The 18,620-nt window shown below is 70.6% G+C and carries 23 protein-coding genes; 13 read left to right on the top strand and 10 right to left on the bottom strand.

The window, feature by feature from the left end; translation table 11 throughout:
- The first annotated feature begins 18 nt into the window (after positions 1-18).
- Entirely contained in the window at positions 19-1,002 is a 984-nt protein-coding gene (locus N0B31_RS09105; RefSeq protein WP_260643549.1) for a ring-cleaving dioxygenase, read from the top strand.
- 159 nt (positions 1,003-1,161) lie between these two features.
- Here the strand turns inward: N0B31_RS09105 and N0B31_RS09110 are convergent, their stop codons facing one another.
- Positions 1,162-1,365: a hypothetical protein gene (locus N0B31_RS09110; RefSeq protein ID WP_260643550.1), complete on the bottom strand. Its 204-nt coding sequence runs from the start codon at positions 1,363-1,365 to the stop codon at positions 1,162-1,164.
- A 108-nt stretch (positions 1,366-1,473) separates the two neighbouring features.
- On the opposite strand from N0B31_RS09110, the gene N0B31_RS09115 reads away from it, so the two are divergent.
- The 3 genes from N0B31_RS09115 to N0B31_RS09125 all read left to right on the top strand — a co-directional run bounded on the left by N0B31_RS09115 (position 1,474) and on the right by N0B31_RS09125 (position 3,973).
- Entirely contained in the window at positions 1,474-1,926 is a 453-nt protein-coding gene (locus N0B31_RS09115) for an NYN domain-containing protein (protein ID WP_260643551.1), read from the top strand.
- 2 nt (positions 1,927-1,928) lie between these two features.
- Positions 1,929-2,957, top strand: a complete 1,029-nt coding sequence (locus N0B31_RS09120) for a sodium:calcium antiporter (protein ID WP_260643552.1) — start codon at positions 1,929-1,931, stop codon at positions 2,955-2,957.
- A 161-nt stretch (positions 2,958-3,118) separates the two neighbouring features.
- Positions 3,119-3,973 carry a TatD family hydrolase gene (locus tag N0B31_RS09125; protein ID WP_260643553.1) on the top strand — a complete coding sequence of 285 codons (855 nt, stop codon included), beginning with the start codon at positions 3,119-3,121 and terminating at the stop codon, positions 3,971-3,973.
- A 16-nt stretch (positions 3,974-3,989) separates the two neighbouring features.
- Here N0B31_RS09125 and N0B31_RS09130 read toward each other — a convergent pair whose 3' ends face one another.
- The 4 genes from N0B31_RS09130 to N0B31_RS09145 form a co-directional block, all read right to left on the bottom strand.
- Positions 3,990-4,226, bottom strand: coding sequence for a hypothetical protein (locus N0B31_RS09130; protein ID WP_260643554.1), 237 nt, complete (start codon positions 4,224-4,226; stop codon positions 3,990-3,992).
- Between the two features lie 74 nt (positions 4,227-4,300).
- Positions 4,301-5,923, bottom strand: coding sequence for a GMC family oxidoreductase (locus N0B31_RS09135; protein WP_260643555.1), 1,623 nt, complete (start codon positions 5,921-5,923; stop codon positions 4,301-4,303).
- The gene (locus N0B31_RS09140; RefSeq protein WP_260643556.1) at positions 5,920-6,495 is read right to left on the bottom strand and encodes a gluconate 2-dehydrogenase subunit 3 family protein; all 576 of its coding nucleotides are present in this window, start codon (positions 6,493-6,495) and stop codon (positions 5,920-5,922) included. The genes N0B31_RS09135 and N0B31_RS09140 overlap by 4 nt, the downstream gene beginning before the upstream one ends.
- On the bottom strand, positions 6,492-7,370 hold the full coding sequence (locus tag N0B31_RS09145; protein ID WP_260643557.1) for a hypothetical protein: 879 nt from the start codon (positions 7,368-7,370) through the stop codon (positions 6,492-6,494). Before N0B31_RS09145 ends, N0B31_RS09140 begins: the two co-directional genes overlap by 4 nt.
- 156 nt (positions 7,371-7,526) lie before the next feature.
- On the opposite strand from N0B31_RS09145, the gene N0B31_RS09150 reads away from it, so the two are divergent.
- Positions 7,527-8,174 (top strand): adenylate kinase, encoded by a 648-nt coding sequence (locus N0B31_RS09150; protein WP_260643558.1) that lies wholly within the window; start codon positions 7,527-7,529, stop codon positions 8,172-8,174.
- Between the two features lie 18 nt (positions 8,175-8,192).
- Here N0B31_RS09150 and N0B31_RS09155 read toward each other — a convergent pair whose 3' ends face one another.
- On the bottom strand, positions 8,193-9,518 hold the full coding sequence (locus tag N0B31_RS09155) for a condensation domain-containing protein (protein ID WP_260643559.1): 1,326 nt from the start codon (positions 9,516-9,518) through the stop codon (positions 8,193-8,195).
- Between the two features lie 87 nt (positions 9,519-9,605).
- On the opposite strand from N0B31_RS09155, the gene N0B31_RS09160 reads away from it, so the two are divergent.
- The 4 genes from N0B31_RS09160 to N0B31_RS09175 all read left to right on the top strand — a co-directional run bounded on the left by N0B31_RS09160 (position 9,606) and on the right by N0B31_RS09175 (position 12,524).
- On the top strand, positions 9,606-10,034 hold the full coding sequence (locus tag N0B31_RS09160; RefSeq protein ID WP_260643560.1) for a hypothetical protein: 429 nt from the start codon (positions 9,606-9,608) through the stop codon (positions 10,032-10,034).
- A gap of 36 nt (positions 10,035-10,070) precedes the next feature.
- Positions 10,071-10,481, top strand: coding sequence for a hotdog family protein (locus N0B31_RS09165; RefSeq protein WP_260643561.1), 411 nt, complete (start codon positions 10,071-10,073; stop codon positions 10,479-10,481).
- 241 nt (positions 10,482-10,722) lie between these two features.
- Positions 10,723-11,472 carry a mechanosensitive ion channel family protein gene (locus N0B31_RS09170; RefSeq protein ID WP_260643562.1) on the top strand — a complete coding sequence of 250 codons (750 nt, stop codon included), beginning with the start codon at positions 10,723-10,725 and terminating at the stop codon, positions 11,470-11,472.
- A gap of 95 nt (positions 11,473-11,567) precedes the next feature.
- Positions 11,568-12,524, top strand: coding sequence for a DUF106 domain-containing protein (locus N0B31_RS09175; protein ID WP_260643563.1), 957 nt, complete (start codon positions 11,568-11,570; stop codon positions 12,522-12,524).
- 494 nt (positions 12,525-13,018) lie between these two features.
- On the opposite strand, the gene N0B31_RS09180 is transcribed toward N0B31_RS09175, so the two are convergent.
- The gene (locus N0B31_RS09180; protein ID WP_260643564.1) at positions 13,019-13,432 is read right to left on the bottom strand and encodes an OsmC family protein; all 414 of its coding nucleotides are present in this window, start codon (positions 13,430-13,432) and stop codon (positions 13,019-13,021) included.
- A gap of 661 nt (positions 13,433-14,093) precedes the next feature.
- Positions 14,094-14,525 carry an RDD family protein gene (locus N0B31_RS09185; RefSeq protein ID WP_260643565.1) on the bottom strand — a complete coding sequence of 144 codons (432 nt, stop codon included), beginning with the start codon at positions 14,523-14,525 and terminating at the stop codon, positions 14,094-14,096.
- Between the two features lie 147 nt (positions 14,526-14,672).
- Here N0B31_RS09185 and N0B31_RS09190 point away from each other — a divergent pair, with 147 nt between their 5' ends.
- The 4 genes from N0B31_RS09190 to N0B31_RS09205 all read left to right on the top strand — a co-directional run bounded on the left by N0B31_RS09190 (position 14,673) and on the right by N0B31_RS09205 (position 17,884).
- Positions 14,673-15,398: a DsbA family protein gene (locus tag N0B31_RS09190; protein ID WP_260643566.1), complete on the top strand. Its 726-nt coding sequence runs from the start codon at positions 14,673-14,675 to the stop codon at positions 15,396-15,398.
- Positions 15,398-16,009: a hypothetical protein gene (locus tag N0B31_RS09195; protein ID WP_260643567.1), complete on the top strand. Its 612-nt coding sequence runs from the start codon at positions 15,398-15,400 to the stop codon at positions 16,007-16,009. The genes N0B31_RS09190 and N0B31_RS09195 overlap by 1 nt, the downstream gene beginning before the upstream one ends.
- Positions 16,010-16,078: 69 nt before the next feature.
- Complete coding sequence (locus N0B31_RS09200; protein ID WP_260643568.1) at positions 16,079-16,555, top strand: hypothetical protein; 477 nt, start codon at positions 16,079-16,081, stop codon at positions 16,553-16,555.
- A 66-nt stretch (positions 16,556-16,621) separates the two neighbouring features.
- Positions 16,622-17,884 carry an ornithine cyclodeaminase, nickel-pincer nucleotide-dependent gene (locus N0B31_RS09205; protein ID WP_260643569.1) on the top strand — a complete coding sequence of 421 codons (1,263 nt, stop codon included), beginning with the start codon at positions 16,622-16,624 and terminating at the stop codon, positions 17,882-17,884.
- Between the two features lie 2 nt (positions 17,885-17,886).
- On the opposite strand, the gene N0B31_RS09210 is transcribed toward N0B31_RS09205, so the two are convergent.
- Together N0B31_RS09210 and N0B31_RS09215 are read right to left on the bottom strand one after the other, a co-directional pair.
- Positions 17,887-18,156, bottom strand: a complete 270-nt coding sequence (locus N0B31_RS09210) for a DUF7553 family protein (protein WP_260643570.1) — start codon at positions 18,154-18,156, stop codon at positions 17,887-17,889.
- A 49-nt stretch (positions 18,157-18,205) separates the two neighbouring features.
- On the bottom strand, positions 18,206-18,601 hold the full coding sequence (locus tag N0B31_RS09215) for a universal stress protein (RefSeq protein ID WP_260643571.1): 396 nt from the start codon (positions 18,599-18,601) through the stop codon (positions 18,206-18,208).
- Between the last annotated feature and the right edge of the window lie 19 nt (positions 18,602-18,620).

The following is an 18,620-nucleotide window of genomic DNA, read 5'->3' on the forward strand; positions in this document are numbered from 1 at the left end:
GCCCTACTGGCTGGCACGATGAGTACGGTCACACCCGGCATCCACCACGTCACCTGCATCGCGGGCGACCCACAGCGGAACATGGACTTCTGGGTCGAGGCGCTGGGCCTGCGACTGGTCAAGCGCTCCATCAACCAGGACGACCCCGGCACCTACCACTTCTTCTTCGCCGACGCGGAGGGGAGTCCCGGCACGTCGATGACGTTCTTCCCGTGGGCCGACCTCCCCCAGGGGACGGTCGGGTCCGGACAGGTCTCCCGGACCGCGTTCCGCGTCCCCGAGGGGAGCCTCGACTTCTGGGAGTCCCGTTTCGACGAGTACGGCGTCGAGTACGACGAGCGCGTCGAGCGCTTCGGCGAGACCGTCCTCCCGTTCCGGGACCCCGACGGCCTCCCGGTCGAACTCGTCGAGGTCGAGATCCCCGACGACGACCCGACGGTCCCGTGGACCGAGTGGGTCCCGGCGGAGCACGCCATCCGCGGGTTCCACTCGGTGACGCTCTGGCTCGCGGACCCGCAGCCGACGATGGAGCTGCTAGAGACGATGGGGATGGAACGACAGGGGACCGAGCAGGCACAGGGTGACACACCCGGCGACGAGCGGACCCGGTTCGCCGCGAGCGGGCCGGTCGGGAAGTACGTCGACGTCCTGCCCACCATCGAGGCGAGTCGACAGGGCCACGGTACGGTCCACCACGTCGCGTTCCAGACACCGACCGACGAGGACCAGGAGGCGATGCGCGAGGCCGTCCAGGGTGAAGGGCTGCGCCCCACCGCGCAGATAGACCGCCACTGGTTCCGGTCCGTCTACTTCCGCGAGCACGGCGGGGTCCTGTTCGAGCTGGCGACGAGCGGTCCGGGCTACGACAGCGACGAACCCCTCGACGAACTGGGCGAGCGGCTGGTCCTGCCCGGCCAGTTCGAGGCGCGTCGTGAGGAGATAGAGGCGCAACTGCCGGACGTGACGATCCCGCGGCCCAATGCGGCCGAGGCTGACGACTGATCTGTCTCGCGGGCGCGGTGCTGTAACGGTGCAGTAGCGGTCCAGCACACCGACCCGGCACGAGGCGCGCGAAGCGCGCCGAGTGGCGCCGTCGTTCTCCGCGTCTTTGCGAGGCGTGGTACGCGAGCGCAGCGAGCGTACCCGACGACGAGGAAGTGGCTATGTCTCGTGAGGGTGTTCGTCCCGGTGGTCGTCGGGGTTCTCCTGCTCCTCGGCGTCGGACACCCGTTCCTGCTCCTCGGCGCCGGTCGGGGTCTCCTCGGCACGTTCCTCGTGGCGTGCCTGCTCCGCCTCGACCGTCTCCTCGTCCGGGTCCTCCTCGTCGACGGTCGCCTCGGCCGTGGAGTCGTGGTCGTCAGACATCGGCCGGGCTAGTGCAGTCCCACTGAAAGGCGTGGTGCCCGGAGTGGAACTGGACCCGGCCGGCCCCGGACCGACGGGGCTTTCACCCGTCTCGGTGAACCCGGCGGCATGTTGCGGGAACTGCTGGGGCTCGCCGACGGCCAGGGAGCGTCACGTGTCGGCCTGTTCGTCGACGGGCCGAACGTGCTCCGCGACGAGTTCGACGTTGACCTGGACGACGTTCGAGCGGCCGCGACGGCCGTCGGCCGGCTCGTGGTGACGCGGCTCTACCTCGACGAGAACGCCCCCTCCGGACTCGTGAAGGCCGCCGAGGCGCACGGCTACGAGGTCGTGGTGACGAGCGGCGACGTGGACGTCAAGCTCGCCGTCGACGCGGCCGAACTCGTCACCGACGGCGCCATCGACACCCTCGCGGTGGCCTCGCGGGACACGGACTTCAAGCCCGTCCTCGAGCTGGCGGCCCGACGTGGGGTGCGGACGCTGGCCATCGCCCCCGGTACGCACGGTCGGTCGGACGCGCTGCGGTCGGCGGCGCACGACGCCGTGACGCTGGGGGAGTAACGATGGTACTCGGACTCGTCCCCGATTCGCCCGCCTTCGCCGTCCTCGTCGTGGTGCTCACGACTGGCCTCATCTGGGTGGGGAGCGGGTGGCTGGAGAGTTCGGCCGAGGCGCTGTCGGGGTACTACGGCCTGCCGGCGGTCGTGCAGGGATCCATCGTCGTCGCCGTCGGCTCCAGTTTCCCCGAACTCGTCAGCGTCCTCGTCACCGCGCTCTCCGGGTCGTTCTCCATGGGCGTCGGAGCCATCGTCGGCTCGGCCATCTTCAACATCCTCGTCATCCCGGCGGTCTCCGGCCTCGCGGCCGACGGTGCCGTGGGAGCGGACCGGACCATCGTGTACAAGGAGGCACAGTTCTACATGATCGCCGTCTCGGCGCTGGTCCTGACGTTCGCGCTCGCGGTCATCTACTACCCGAGTGGCGAGCGCCTCGGCGGGGCTGTGACCCGACCGCTCGCGCTCATCCCACTCCTGCTGTACGGGCTCTACCTGTTCATCCAGTGGCAGGACGTGAGCGACTACGAGCACGACGGGACGGGGCACGACGTGGACGTGCGCCGGAACTGGCTGTTTCTGGCGGGGGGACTGGCCGTGATACTCGTGGGCGTCGAACAGCTCGTCGGCGCCGTCGAGGTGCTCAACGCGGCGTTCGGCATCCCGGAGTTCCTCGCCGGGGTGACCATCATCGCGGCCGCGACGAGCCTCCCCGACGCGCTCGTGAGCGTCCGGACCGCCAGAGAGGGGCGCGGGGTCACCAGCCTCGGCAACGTACTCGGGTCGAACACGTTCGACCTGCTCGTCGCCATCCCGCTCGGCGTGATGATCGTCGGGAGCGCCACGGTCTCGTTCGCCGTCGCCGCACCGATGTTCGGCGTCCTGACGCTGGCGACGGTCCTGCTGTTCACCGTCCTCCGGACGGACCTCGAACTGACCGACCCCGAGTCGTACCTGCTGCTCGTCTCCTACCTCGTGTTCGTCGCGTGGGTCGTCGGCGAGACAGTGGGCGTGTTCGACCTCGTCGTCGGGACGTAGCCGGCACCGGGCGGGGCTCGTCGGCGGTTGCCACGACGCCGACCGACGCTCGCCGGCGGTTGCCACGACGCCGACCGACGCTCGCCGGCGGTTGCCACGACGCCGACCGAAGAGGCGACCACAGGCGGGAGCGTTTTGCCCCGGACCCTCGAACCACCAGTATGACCGACCCCGCCGCGACGCTCGACGGGCCCGTCCTCGACGACCACCTCCACCTCGACCCGGTCAACGGCCGCAACACCGACGCAGTCAGGGAGTTCGCCCGCCTCGGCGGCACCCACCTGCTCGTGCTGAACAAGCCCTCGTGGAGCCTCGGGGTCGAGGTGTCCGAGCCGGATGACTTCCGCGACCCGCTCGAACTCACCTGCGAGGCGGTCGCGGACGCCACCGCGGTGCTGCCGGGGCGCGCGTGGCCCGTCCTCGGGGTCCACCCAGCGCTGATATCGCGGCTGGTCGACCGGGGATTCTCGCCCGAAGCGGCCCGTGACCTGATGATGGGCGGCATCGACGTGGCCGCCGAGTTCGTCGCCGACGGCCCGGCGCTCGCCATCAAGTCGGGGCGTCCCCACTACGACGTGCGCGACGCGGTCTGGGACGCCTCGAACGCGGTGATGTGCCACGCGTTCGAGCGGGCCGCCGAGGTGGGGTGTGCCGTCCAGCTCCACACCGAGGGTGGGAGCGACTTCACCGAGGTGACCGAGTGGGCCGAGGACCGCGGCCTCCCCGCCGAGCGGGTCGTGAAACACTACGCCGGCCCCCGCACCGAGGGGCCGGTCCCCTCGGTCCTCGCCAGCGAGGAGAACATAGAGGGGGCCATGGAACACGGCCGGCCGTTCATGCTCGAGACGGACTTCATCGACGACCCGGACCGACCGGGGGCGGTGCTCGGACCGAAGACGGTGCCCAAGCGGACGGCGTGGCTGGTCGAGGAGGGCCACGACGACGTGGTCCGCGAGGCGCACGTCGAGACGCCCACGCGGGTCTACGGTATCGACACCGAGGCGACGCTGGAATGACCGAGGCGGTGCCGGCTCAGGCCCGCGCGAGTACCCGGACCCCGTCGGTCTCGTCCACCTGCACCTCGCGCACGCCGAAGCCGGCCGCCGCGAGTTGCTCGCGGAACGCACCGGGCGCCCAGTGGACGAAGTAGCGGCCCGTCTCGGTGCGGTAGCGGTACGTCGTCTCGCTCCCGTCGCCGTGCTCGCCCGAGACGAACAGCGGCGCGGCGGGGCGGAGTACGCGACGTATCTCTGCGAGCGTCCTCGGCACGTCCTGCCGGGGGAAGGGCGCTCGTCCATCGGTTCGTCAGGCTCGGGGACCGGTGAAGGCGGTCGGGTCGTCGCTCACAGTCCGGCGTCGATGTCCTCGGCCGCCCGGAGCGCCAGCGCCGAGATGGTGAGGACGGGGTTCGCCGCGGCTCCGGTCGGGAAGACGCTCGCGCCGACCACCGAGAGGTTCGGGTGGTCGTGCGTGCGGAGGCTCGCGTCGACGACGCTCTCGTCGGGGTCGGTGCCCATCCGCGCGGTCCCCATCAGGTGGTGTGCCCACGCGGGCGTGTCGGGGTCCGTCCGCCGGACCGGCGTCGCCCCCATCTCGGACAGGATGTCGGCCTGCACCTCGAAGGCGAACTCGAACGCCTCGTACTCGTGGTCGGAGAGCGAGAGCGAGACGTCCGGGACGGGGTTGCCGAGGTCGTCGGTCCGGGAGTGGTCCAGCGTCACCCGGTTCTCGGCGCGGGGGAGCATCTCCACCTGGGCGTTGACGCTCACCTCGCGGTTGGTGAAGTCACCAGCGACGAGGTCGTCACCCCAGACCGCCGGCTGGCGGACGTCACCGATGGCGTCACCGCCGAGCGCGCTATCCAGTACCGAGGGCGGGTCCGAGCGGAACTCGAGGACGAAGCTCCCGGGACCGCGCTCGTAGCCGTAGAACGCCTCGCTGGTCGTCGTCAGGAACCCGATGGGTTCGGGGTCCAGCGGGCCGTCGGTCCGACCCACCGTGCCGACGACGGGGTGCTCCATCAGGTAGCGACCCACGGTGCCGGAGGAGTTGGCGAGGCCGTCGGGGTAGGCGTCCGAGGCAGACAGCAGGAGCAGCCGCGGCGTCTCCACCGCGCCGGCCGCGAGGACGAAGTGCCGGGCTTCCTGCCGGTGCTCGACGCCGTCCGGCGTGACGTAGCGGGCGGCGACGATGGCCCCATCGTCGTCGTGTTCGAGGCCGACCACGCGGGCGCGGTCTATCACGCGAGCGCCGGCTGCCTCGGCCTTCCGGACGGTCACGTCGGCGCTGTACTTCGCGCCGGAGGGACAGACCGGGAGACACGTCGAGAAGCCGATACACGGGCTCCGGCCGTCGTACGGTTCTGAGTTGCGCGCCTGTGGGGCGTCCCGCGTGGAGATGCCGAGTCGCTCGCAGGCCTCCACCAGCAGGCCGTCGGAGTAACGCTTCGGGAACGCCGGGAGCGGGTAGTCGGCCTCGCGCGGCGGCCCCTCGTCACCGGCGCTCCCGGCGACGCCGAGTTCCGCCTCCGCCGTCGTGTAGTACGGCGAGAGGTCGGCGTACGAGATGGGCCAGTCGACCCCGAGGCCGTGTTCGCTGGCGAGCTCGAAGTCCACCTCGTGGAACCGCGGGGTGTTGCCCTGCCAGTGGAGCGTCGTGCCGCCGACACCCTTCACGCGGGCGTTGTTCAGCGGGTAGTCGAGCGTCCCGGACGTGCTGTAGCGGTCGCGCTTGCCGCCCATGTCCCAGACGCGCGTGTCGGGCGTGTCCGGCCGGATGGCGAACTCCATCCGCTCGATGCGGCTGGCGGGGTCGAACCACTCGCCGGCCTCGAGGAAGACGACCGAGCGGCCGGCCTCGGCGAGGCGGTGGCCGACCAGCGCCCCCGCGACGCCCGTGCCGACGATGCAGACGTCGGCCCGCGGCGAAGGGGACCGTTCGACGCCGTCCCCGTCGGCGGCGCTCACGTCGAGTCACCCCCGTCGGCCGCCTCGGCACCCTCGGGCGGGCGCACCAGCGACTCGTAGCCGCCGGGGTAGCCCACCGGGTTCGTGATGCCGACGAGTTCGCTCCCGCGTGGCGTGCTGAACAGCGCGTACAGCAGCGTGTTGACGAGGTGATAGCGGACGCGCTCGGTGTCGGTCCCGTCCGGCCGCGGGTGGACCCGGTCGACGCCGAGTTCGCGCAGTGTCGCCTCGCGAGCCGACGGCGGGAGCGCGGCGAACGATCGTCCGCGGACCCGTCGAGTCTGCGTGTCGAGCGCGGCCATCGCGTCGCGCATCGCGGCCCGCCGCTCGCGGGAGAGCCGGTGCGTGTACGCCTCGACGAACGAGGGGTCCGTCGAGACGGCAGTGGGGTAGACGGCGGCCGCGACGGCCACCAGCGTCCCGATCTCGTGCTCGTCGAACCGCTCGCCCGCCGCCTCGTTCGCGTCGGGTCGCTCGCCGACGGCGATCTCCGAGGCGACGAGCGACCCGCCGACGAGTCCGCCCGCGGCGATGGCCGCCAGCGCGTCTCGCCGGGTGAGGCGGAGGCTCATCGGTCGGTCACCCCCCGCCGCGCCGTCTTCTCGGTCTCGGTGCCGGCGCTCGTCTCGCGCTCCGCCGGTCGCTCAGCGCCCGGTCGGGTCACGAGCACCGTCACGAGACAGAGCGCCACCGCGCCGAGGAGGACCTGGACGCGACGACCGCCGTGGCCGACCAGCGCCGGGTCCAGCATCGGCACGAGCCAGTCGAGACCGCGGGAGGTGAACGTCGTCGTCGCCAGCGCCTGCGCGACGCGGAACCCGAGGCTGACGACGACGCCGGCGACGAACCAGAGCGGCACCAGCACCGTCCCAAGTGCGACGGCTCGGGAGGGGTCGCGAGCGGGAGGCCTGCGGAGGGGGAGCCGGTCGGCGAACCGGGCGCCGCCGAGGAGTGTAGGTGGCCCCACGACGAGCGTGGTGGCCGCGAGCGTGAGGGCCGTCGGGAGCGCGACGACGTGGAAGGGGGCGGCCCCGAGCAGTTCGTACCCCCACCCGACGACCGCGGTGGCGGTGGCGACGGCCACGACCGCGACGACGGCGTACTCGAGGAGCACCCGGGCCGAGCGGTCGGTCGGCGGGCGGCCGCTCGACAGGCGGGGGACGGCCCCCCACAGCCGTGGACCGAGTGTGGCGAGGACGAGCACCGAGGCCGCGACGGCGAGGGTGGTGGGGGCGAGCGACCCCCGGAGGACCGCGGTGGCGACGACGCCGGCGGCGGCGCCCCAGCCGACGCTCGGGCCGAACAGCAGTGCCAGCGGGAGGACCACTCCCGCGGCGACCGAGAGGAATCCGGGGACGGGGAGGGTGTCGCCCGCGAGTGCGAGGCCGGCGTACCCCACGGCCGTCACGACAGCGACCCACACCATCTCTCGGGAGGGATAGTTCATCGATACGGAGGGGGCAGTCTAGACACTTCACTCTAGTGTCGTCCAGCGGCAACTCCGGCCCGCTCTGTGTCGGTTCGGGACGGGGGTGGTTCGGTGGTTCCGGCCACTTCGGCCAGAGTATACAGACCTTTAGTCGGGCCTGTAGAACGCCCGGGCATGAGCCAGCCGAAACTGCTGTTGCTCGGGCCGCCGGGCGCAGGCAAGGGAACCCAGTCCAGCAACCTCGTCGAGCGGTTCGGCGTCGAACACGTGACGACCGGCGACGCGCTCCGGTCGAACAAGGGGATGGACATCTCCGACCTCGGGCTGGAGTACGACACGCCGGGCGAGTACATGGACGCCGGCGAGCTCGTCCCGGACGCGGTGGTCAACGAGATCGTCAAGACCGCGCTGGAGGAGGCCGACGGGTTCGTCCTCGACGGCTACCCCCGGAACCTCGACCAGGCCGAGTACCTCGACTCCATCACGGACCTCGACGTGGTCGCCTCGCTCTCGGTCTCCCGCGACGAACTCGTCGGCCGGCTGACCGGGCGCCGCGTCTGCTCCGATTGCGGGACGAACTACCACGTCGAGTTCGACCAGCCCGAGGAAGAGGGCGTCTGCGACGAGTGTGGTAGCGACCTCGTCCAGCGCGACGACGACACCGAGGAGACCGTTCGCGAGCGCCTGCGCGTCTTCGACGAGAACACCCAGCCCGTCATCGACTTCTACGACGAGCAGGGCGAACTCGTCGAGATCGACGGCGAGGGGACCCCGGACGAGGTCTGGGCGAACCTCGAGGCGGCCGTCGAGGAACGGCTGTAACGCCCGCGAGACGCCGCTTCAGACCACGTCACCGAGTCGGGCGCACAGCCCGTCGGTGAACCGTGTGGCGGCGGCCGGGTCGAACTGCTCGCGAGCGTAGCGCAGCGTCAGGCTCACGCGGCCGTCGAGCGTCGCCACGCCCAGTCCGGCCCCCATCGGCATCACGGTCGGCGGGGAGAACCAGAGTCCGGCCGGCCGCTCGGCGTCGAAGCCGGGGAACGCGGGGACCCGCCCGAGGTTCGAGCAGACGGCGGTGTCGAGGAGGGCCCGGTCGGTCCGGTCGAGGAGCCACGGGACCCCGCGGGCCGCCACCGACGGGAGGACGGGGCCGAACAGGCCCAGTGCGTCGGCCACCCACGCCGCGCTGTCGCGTTCCCGGTGCCGGTCGGTGCGCCGCGCCACCGCCCGGAGCGTGCGCCGCGGCGTGGCCCGTGCCGCCCGGTCGGTCGAGACGCTGACGAACGGGGTGTACATCGCCACCGTCTCGTAGAACCGGTCGGCCGGCCGGGCGTTGACCGGAACCATCAGCCCGACGCGGTCGGTGGGCCGGTCGTGGGCGGCGTTCCAGTCGTCGACGGCCAGTGAGAGCGCCGCGAGCAACGCGTCGTTGACGGAGACACCCGACGGCCGACTCCCGAGGAGGCGGTCCGTCAGCGCCGGCCCGAGCGTGCGGTGGTGGAACCCCCACCCCGCGTCGTCGGTGCCGGCTGGCGCCAGCCGGCTCGGCGGGTCGGTGAGCGCCGTCCAGAGGCGAGAAGCCGTCTCGCCAGCGCGGACGAGGCGGGGGCGGACGCCCCGCGAGCCGAACCGCTCGACGGTCCCCCGCGTGGCCGCCAGCGGGACACTCGGCGTGTCGAGCGACGCTCCGCGGTAGGCCCGACAGACCGACCGGACGAGCGCGAGCGTCCCGACGCCGTCCATCGGGACGTGGCTGGTGCAGAACAGCACCCGGTCGCCGTCGCCGGGGCCGGCGCCACGGGCGAGCGCCACACGGAAGGGAGGGGCCGTCGAGAGGTCGAGACGCTCGCCGTAGAACGCCCCGCGGAACTCCTCGAGGGCACCCGCCGTCGTCGTCCGGAGGTCGACGGCCGGGTCGTCGACGACGACCCACGCGTGGCCGGTGGGGCTGTCGGAGTCGCGACGGTGGACGGCGCCGGCCAGCGGGTGGTGGGCGATGGCAGTACGGACCGCCGCCCGGAGTCGGTCGGGGTCCAGCGGCCCACGCGAGGCGAGTTCGAACTGGATGTTCCACGGCGCGGTCGTCCGCTCGACGTGAGCGACGACCAGTTCGGTCGGGGTGAACGGGACACGTGCCTCGCTGGTCGGGGCCGTGCGTCCACTCATCTACCCAGTCAGACGCGCGGGCGACACTTCAACGCACCCGTCGCCGGCGGGCGAAAGACACCTGCCCGCGGCCCTCCAAGGGTGGGTGTGAGTCGACTCGCGAGGCTACGGGCCGTGTTGCTCGCCGGCGAGCAGCCGTCGTTCTACTGGCAACTCTGGCTGACGACGGTGAACGCCGTGGGCCTGCTCGTCGTGGTGGGCGCGCTGTTCGACCTCCGGGTCGTGCTCGGGCCGGACGGGCCGGCGGGTATCTACCAGCGGTCGCTCTACCCGCTGGTACCGGCGGCGGCCACGCTGGGCGTGGCGGTGGCCGAACGGTCGCTCGAACGGGCCGCCGTCTCGGGTGGGGCGCTCGTGGGCTACGTGGCCCTCCTCGGCCTCGTCGGCGTCCTCGGCGGGATGCTGGTCGACGGCCGGGCGTTCGCGCTGGGGGGCGCACTCGCCGTCCTGACGTTCGTGACGCTGGGCGTGGTGCTCGGGCGTCGCGCCGAGCGCGTCGCCGCCACCCCCGCGTAACGTCACGCACTTGCCTGCCGCCCGAGGAGCGGCCGTATGACCGACCCGAGCGATACACCACTCGAGGAGGGGCGGACCGTGACGTTCGAGCGGACGTTCGACCACGCGGACGTCGAGCGGTTCGTCGAGGTGTCCGAGGACCGCGGCGAGCACCACCTCGAGCCGGACGCGGAGGGGCGACTGCTCGTCCACGGCCTGTTGACGGCGACGCTCCCGACGAAGGTGGGCGGGGCCTACGACGTGCTCGCCTCGCGGATGGAGTTCGAGTTCCGCCGCCCGGTCTGGACCGGTGAGACCGTCCAGTGTGCGGTGACGTTCACGCGCGTCGAGCGCGACGAGGCGCGAGAGCGGCGGCACGTGGAGGCGACGTTCGACTGCACCCGCGCGGGCGAGACCGTCCTGACCGGCGGGTTCGAGGGGGTCGTCAGGGACGGCCCCGACGGGTGAGTTGGTCCAACGGCTGGACCTGTCGGCCGAAAGTGGCTGGCGTGGCCCGCGTCGGTCACCCGACCATTCCTCTCACCGAGGCGGCCGACGAGAACTGCGCGAGTGGGGGCCGTCGGTACCGCGAACCGGACCGTCGTGTGACCGGAATGGAGGGCCTGTAACGCCGCTGGACGCTCTCGACGAGTCCATGTATATTAATCGTGGAATAACCATCCGAGTTGACGCCCACCTCTCTCCTGCGATGCAACCAGGACTGCTACAGACCGGACTGGGACCGTTCACGGAACAGCTGATAAGCGACATCGTCGCCATCGCGCCGCGGGTCGCCGGGGCGATACTCGTCCTGCTCATCGGCTACGTCGTCGGCCGGGTGCTCGGTGGGGTCATCAGCCGCGTGGTCGACCGGCTCGAGATCGACCGACAGGTGTTGAAGACGCCCCTCGGCGGCGCGCTCGGCGGGACGGAGAAGGCCGTCTCGCGGTCGCTGGGGAAGGTCGGCGCGTACTTCGTCTACGCGCTGGCCATCCTCGCGGCGGCGGACACGCTCGCCATCGACCTGCTGTCGGCGTGGATCGCCGACGCGGTGTCGTACCTGCCCGCGTTCGTCGCAGGGGCACTCATCATCGTCCTCGGGTTCGTACTGGCGGACTTCTTCGGTGACGTCGTCGCCAACACGGAGTCGCTGACCGACACCGCCTACACCGACCTGTTCGCCAACTCCATCCGCCTGTTCCTCTACTTCGTCGTCACCGTCATCGGCCTCGGAACGATGGGCGTGGACGTGCAGATACTCAACACGTTCGCGACGGCGCTGGCCATCGGGCTGGCGGTCGGCCTCGCGCTGGCCATCGGGCTGAGTGTCGGTCTCGGGGGCCGCGACTACGTCTCCGAGAACATCGGCCGCTGGGTCAGCCGCGGGACGGACATCGACATCGAGCCGACCACGGTCGAGCGCAGCGAGGACGTGGACGTCTCGCCGGGCGACGACTGAGGGCGCTCTGGTCCCGCCGACCCACCCGCGGGACCCACGATTCTGCCGGCCGCGGAGTAAAAGGTTGATTAGCGGTGCTGGCTTAACGTAGCGTAATGGCACAGACAGCCGAGAAGGTGGAGTCACTCGTCGGCTCCGACGGGCGGATGGAGGAGGTGCTGCGCCACGTGCTCGACCGGGCCGAGGACGGCGCCGTCTCCTTCGCTGACGTCTCCGACGAGGTGGACTCGGGGGAGTGGGGCCGGGTCATCGAGCGTGGCCTCCTCGTCGAGGACGGCGACGAGTACGTGGTCCGCGACCCCGCGGGGGTCCGCGAGGCGCTGGACGCCGCCGTCTGGAAGGACCGTCCCAGTGGGTCCGGGGCCACGGACCTCGAACCACCCGAGGACGACTCCTCGTGGTCGACGTACGACAAGGCGGCGGCGCTGGGTGCGGTGGGCCTGTTCGCGGGCTACTCCATCACCCCGGTCCGCAACGCCATCGGGAACGTGATGGACGTCGGACTGGGGTTCCTCGACGCGGCGCTCCCGTTCTACGTGGTCATCCTGGTGCTGGCACTGTTCACCGGGCTCTACTCGACGCTCCTCCAGTCGAACCTGATGAACACGGAGAAGATGGCCTACTACCAGCAGAAGATGAAGGACCTGCAGAACCGCCGGAAGGAGGCGCAGGAGTCCGGCGACGAGGCCGAGCTCGACCGCATCCAGGAGGAGCAGATGGAGGCGATGGGCGAGAACCTCGGGATGTTCAAGGAGCAGTTCCGCCCGATGGTCTGGATCATGCTGCTGACCATCCCGGTCTTCCTCTGGATGTACTGGATGATCCTCTCGCCGGAGCAGGCGGTCACCCCGGCACAGATCACGATGCCCCTCATCGGCGAACTCAACGCCGTCCCCGACGGCGTGCAGGGGCTCAAGCCCGACCAGGGCTGGCGGACGCAGGTCATCGGACCGCTGGAGGCGTGGATCGTCTGGTACTTCGTCTGCTCGATGGGGTTCAACCAGATCATCCGGAAGTCGCTGAACATCCAGACGACGCCGGATACCAGCTAGGACGCACCACACTTTTCTCGTCGGGTTCGCGCCGCAGGCGCGAACCACCCCTCGGATTCGAACGGCGCCACTCGCTTCGTCGACGGCGTTCGGAAGACGCGCCGCGTCCTCCGCAGCCCGTCGGAGGCCGGAGATCTCCGAGGACGGCGGAGCCGCCGTCTGCAAGCGGGACCCTCGGTCCTACCCTGCTCGCGGCGGGTGACTGTTCGAGCCCGACCACACCGGATTCCCCTGTCGCTCACCATCCCGCCGACCGCTCACGGAGACAGCATCACTCTCTCGCCGGCAGGAGACAGCGAGAAGGACGAGTCACTCTCCTCCGTCGTCTCGTCGAAGCCGGCCGCGAGAGAGACCCTCGACCCGGTCGAAATCCCTCGGTGTCGGGCAGTTTGTCGGGACCGCGCTGGATAGAGAGCGCGTATCCCTCACGGGTAGCGCCGAACGGGGGGTCAACCCGCCTCCATCCGGCTCGCCAAAGGCAGCTCTCTATCGGCTCAGTCGAGCGTGACGCTGAGTCCGGTCTCGCCCGTGATGTTGTCGCTGACCGGACACCGCTCCTCGACGGCCGAGAGCCAGGCGTCGAGGTCGGCGTCGCCCGCTGTCTCGACCGAGAGAGTCACATCTACTCCCTGGAGCCCTGGACGGTCCTCGGTCTCCTTGCCCAGATACGTCGCGTAGTTCACGTCTCCCTCGATCGTCGCCTCGAGAGACTCGATGTCGATATCCATGTCGCGGGCGACCATCGTCCCGGTCGAGTTGAGACAGGCCAGGACGGAGCCGAGGAGATACTCGACGGGATTCACGTCGTGTCCGACGACGAACTCTCCGTCCTCGGTCGTCACCTGGGTCCGCTGCGGACTGACACGCGATGCACTGACCTCGTAGTGGGTTAGTCTGGAGTCACCCATAGACGAGTGTTCAGCGGTGAAGGCAGTATAGCTTGGGTCCGTTCGGTCCCCCCTTCGAGCGAACCACTCGGACGACACGTCCGTAACGAGAGCTGCGTGAGTCCACTGGATGCGGCGTGCCGAGACCGTCGTGCGGCGTCCCTCTGCCGAACGCCGAACCCACGCTCCGTATCGGTCGTACCGTTCCCGACGGGGACCGAGTAGGGATCGGAGACCCTGCTGGATAGCGGACGCGAGTCGGCCGTTGCGGTCGTCGGTCCTGCAGGGCCGGGTGCGTTGCGACGACCGCCCGTCGCCTCACCCTCGGAGGTCGAATCGGTTCATCCGGCAGATCGGACAGCACACGGGGCGCTCCTGTTCACTCACGAGAAACGTCCCTCCACAAGCCTTGCAGTCGTACCGATTCAGTTTGCCGCGGGATAGTCGGCTCATCGGACCTCGCCTTCATGTAATACATCCAGAGTATGTTAAGGCCACTCACTAGAAGGAAGACGGTCGGCGAGCCTCGCTATCCGGCACCCCGTCTCTATCAGGTTCTGGGGACTGCACCGGAGCCGGGCTGTATCGCCGCGGAGCGGGCGTGGCCAGCGTACGGCGAGCGAAGCGAGCCGTTTCACCCGCCCCGAGCGCAGCGAGCGCACCCGACCAGTGAGAAGTGGGACTACATACGAGCGCCGCGCTCCGTCGACCGCACGACGACCGTCTCCGCCGCGAGGTCACCGATGCGCTGGCCGCCGTCGGTCAGCAGGATGGACGCGAGGCCGACGACGAAGAACGACGGGAGCGCGTCGACGACGCCCACGAGCGTTCGGACGGCGGCCGCCCGGTAGCTACAGGGGTAGCCGCGGTGGTTGACGACGACGACGTTCATCAGTCGCTTGCCGACCGTCTGGCCGTAGGTCCCCTCGAAGTAGGTGAGGTAACCGAAGGCGACGACGGCGGCGACGGCGACGAGCGGTAGCCCCGCCCCGAGGACGAACCCGGCGGCAGCGACGAGGATGCCGAGTAGTAGGACGTCGATACCGAGTGCGGCGGCACGCTGGGGGAGCACGTCTCGCTGCGTCCCCATCTGTGGGTTCGGACGGGCGAACATTGAGACCGGCCAGCGTCCGGGCGGGCTTAAACCCTCCAGCCGCGTCGGACGGGCGTCGTACCGGTGGCGTGCGGGCCGCTCGACTGGTCGCGCGATTCTAGAACGATTCCGGACAACGGCTTTACCCCGACGTGTCGTCCTGACGGTATGGACACACGGCGTGCGTTCCTCGCGGCCGGCGCGGGCACCTTGGCGGTACTCGCCGGGTGTACGAGCGGACCGAACGGGGGTGGCGACGGGAGCGGTGGCGGGGACGGCAGCGACGGGACCACGGCCGGGACGCCGACGCCCGAGGCCGCCGAGACGCTGGCGACCCACCCTGCGGCACGGGACCTCGACGCCCAGCCACGCCTCGGGCCGCCGGTCGACGAGGCGGCCGGCGTCGTCGTCGCGTTCGAGGACCCCTCCTGTACGCTCTGCCGGCGGTTCGAGGAGAACACGCTCCCCGACCTCCGGTCGAACCTCGTCGACACGGGGGACGCGGCGTTCGTCTACCGCGGCTACCCGGTCATCTACCCGTGGGGGAAGCCGGCGTCGCAGGCGCTCGAGTCGACGTTCGCGGCCGACGCCGACGCGTTCTGGGCGCTGAAGGACCACTACTTCGCGGAACAGGGGACGTTCACCACGGACAACGTCCTCGAGGAGACGGAGGCGTTCCTCGCCAGCGAGACGAGCGTCGACGCCGCGGCCGTCGTGGACGACGCCCGGAACGAGCGCCACGACGCAGCCGTGCAGGCCGACATCGAGGCAGCGCAGGCCGCCGGCGCGGGGAGCCAGACGCCCATCTTCTACCTGTTCCGCGACGGCGAGTTCCAGACACGTGTCTCGGGACCGCAGGGCTACGACGTGTTCGCCGCGGCGATGGGGTTCTGATGGCACAGACGAGTGGTCTCCGCCGGCGGCTCCCCGACCTCCCGACCGGGAGCGACGACTGGCGGCTGATGGGTCGGACGGCGCGCCTCGTCCTCGGTATCCCCACCTACGCCGTCGTCGCCCTCGTCGCGGCGGTCGCCGGCCTGACGCTGTTCGTCACCTCGCTGAACCTCCCGCTGGCCGGGTTCGCCCTCACCGGCGACCTCACGCTGGACGGACGCCTGCGCATCCTCCGGGGGCTCTACCCCTTCGTCGGGAGCGCCTACGACCCGTTCCAGGGGACCCTCCTCGTGTTCGTCGCCGCGCTCGTCGGCGTGAACGTCGCGATGGCCGTCTACCACTTCCGGGAACACGCCGTCAGCGTGGAGTCCGGGGGGGCGAGTCTCGCCGCGGTCCTCCTCGCGACGCTCGGTGCCGGCTGTGCGGCCTGTGGCGTGCCCATCCTGCTCGCCATCCTCTCCATCTTCGGCGTCTCCTCGGCGGCGCTGTTGCTCCCCCTCGACGGCCTCGAGTTCGCGTTGCTCGCGGTGGTGGCACTCGTCCTCTCGACCCACTGGCTGGCCGAAGGGATGCGCGGTGGGGAGATACGGGGCTGTCCGGTGGACCTGTAGGCAGGGCCGTCGGCGGCCCCCGGCCGCGAGTTTATGCGTGATGACGACCAAACCCCGGCCACAGTCCGTATGAACGACGAGGAACCGGGGTTCGTGACCGCCGCCGACCTCCGCGACGCCGAGGCGGAGGCCGCCCAGTCGCCAGCCTCGGGTGGCACCGGGGGCGACGGTGCCGGCGGCCAGTTCCACATCCCCGAACGGCCGAGCCGGACCTACCCGCGCGACGGCGGCGTCGAGTACGTCGGCGGGACGGTGTTCTCACTCTCGCCGGCGACCGACCGGGGCGACGAGGCGCTGGCGGACGTGGTCGAGTCGGTGCTCTCGGCCGGGGCGTACCGCTGGGGGGACTGGTTCGACCTGCCGATGCCGCTCTACCTCGTCCACGACGACACCACCCACGACACGTTCCGCGTGAGCGTGCGCGACGGCCGGGTGCGACTCCACGTCCTCCCGGAGACGGAGTCGGCGGGGTTGCGGGCCTTCTTCGAGCGACTCGGCGAGCACGGCGAGTGGGCCGTCGAGCGACGGGTCGAGGACGCACTCTGAGTCGGGGGCGGGCCCGCCGGCCTCGGACCCACAACCCACAAGAGCGCCCCCCGCGTCGCCGTGAGTATGACCGTCTCTCGCGTGGTCGAACTCGAGGGCCACATCATCGACTCCGGGATGATGCAGGCCGCGTTCGGCATCGTCATGGACATGGGTGGGTCGTTCGACGTCGAGGAGTTCGACGTCGGCCGGACCAAGACCTCCACCTCCTACGCCCGGATGACTGTCAGTGCCGACACGCCCGAGGAACTCCAGAGCATCGTCCACGAACTCCACCAGAACGGCGCGAACCCGGTCGACCCGCAGGACGTCGACCTCGACCCCGCGCCCCGCGACCAGGTGGTCCCACAGGGGTTCTACTCCACGACGAACCACCCGACGGACGTCCGCGTGGACGGCGAGTGGATCGCGGTGGAGGACGTCGAGATGGACTGTGCCGTCGTCGTGGAGCGCGACGGCAACGGCGACCCGGTCCGGGCGTACACGAAGGTGCTGAACGCCATCGAGGCCGGTGACCTCGTCGTCACGGGCGAGGCGGGCATCAGGGTCCGGCCACCCGAACGCCCCCGCGACAAGGGCGGGGCGTTCGGTTTCATGCAGGGCGGGGTCTCCGCCGAGCGTCCGTCCGAGTCGACCATCGCGCAGATCGCCGACGCCATCGTCGAGACCCGGGAGGCCGGCGGCGACGTCCTCGCCGTCTGTGGCCCGGCGCTCATCCACTCGGGGGCGCGGGGAGCCCTCGCCGAACTCGTCCGCGAGGGGTACGTGACGATGCTCTCGGCGGGCAACGGCTTCGCCGTCCACGACCTCGAACACGACCTCTACGGCACCTCGCTCGGGATGGACACCGAGAGCCTCGACCACCCGCGAAAGGGCCACAAGCACCACATCTACACCATCAGCGAGATCATCCGGGAGGGCGGCATCGAGGCGGCCGTCGAGTCGGGAACCATCGACTCCGGCGTGATGTACGAGTGCGTACGGAACGACCGGCCGTTCGTCCTCGCCGGGTCCATCCGCGACGACGGCCCGCTACCGGACACCATCACCGACGCCGTCGAGGCGCAGAACGCCATCCGCGAGCAGGCCCACGAGGCCGACCTCGTGTTGATGCTCTCGACGCTGCTGCACTCGGTCGCCGTCGGTAACTGTCTCCCGTCGACGACGAAGGTGGTCTGTGTCGACATCAACCCCGCGACGGTGACGCAGTTGCTGGACCGCGGCAGCGCGCAGGCGGTCGGGATGGTCACCGACATCGGGACGTTCGTCCCCATCCTCACGGAGAAGGTGCTCGCGGCCGAGGCGGAGGCGGCCGCCGGCGACGACTAGCCTCAGACGCCCGGGACGGTCTCGCGGAACGCCGTTATCTCCTCGCGTGCGGACTGGACCCTCGCGGCCTGTTCCTCGTCCAGCCCCGCGGCGATCTCGTCGAGTTTCAGGAGGACCGACGCCAGTTTGCCGTGGTCCGGGTCGCGGTCGGCCTCGGCCATCCGGTCGAGGCGGTCGGCGAACCCCCGGAGACGCTCGGCGGCGGTGTCGTCGCTTGCCTCGGCGGCCTCTCGCAGGTGCTCGCTCGCGGTGGTGAGTCTGGTGCGGCTCATGTCCGGAGCCACACGGTGCCGGGAGAAAACCCTACCGCCGAGAGGCGGCCTACTTGCCCTCGGTCAGCGGCACACAGACGACCGGCATCTCGGTCGTGAGGAGCAGGTCCTGCGCGGTGGAGCCGAACATCAGTTTCCCCGTCGGCGAGCGCTTGCGGATACCGATGATCAGTTCGTCCACGTCGTTCTTCTCGGCGAACTCGAGCATGTCCTCCTGCGGGCTGTTGCCGCGGACGAGCTGGTGTGGGTCCACGTTCGGGAGCGCCTCCTCGACCGCGTCGATGGCGTCGCGGCCCTCGAGGACGTCCTCGTCGGAGGTGCCGTCGCCGCCGCGGAGGGAGTTCACCACGTAGATGGAGTCGTCGTCGGTGGCGCGCCCCTCGAGATACTCGACCAGTCGTTCGCTCGTCGCCACGCTATCCGTACCGACCAGGAAGGTCGTCATGGTACGACGGGACACGGGG

The organism is Salinirubellus salinus (assembly GCF_025231485.1).
GTDB classification, from domain to species: Archaea; Halobacteriota; Halobacteria; order Halobacteriales; family Haloarculaceae; genus Salinirubellus; species Salinirubellus salinus.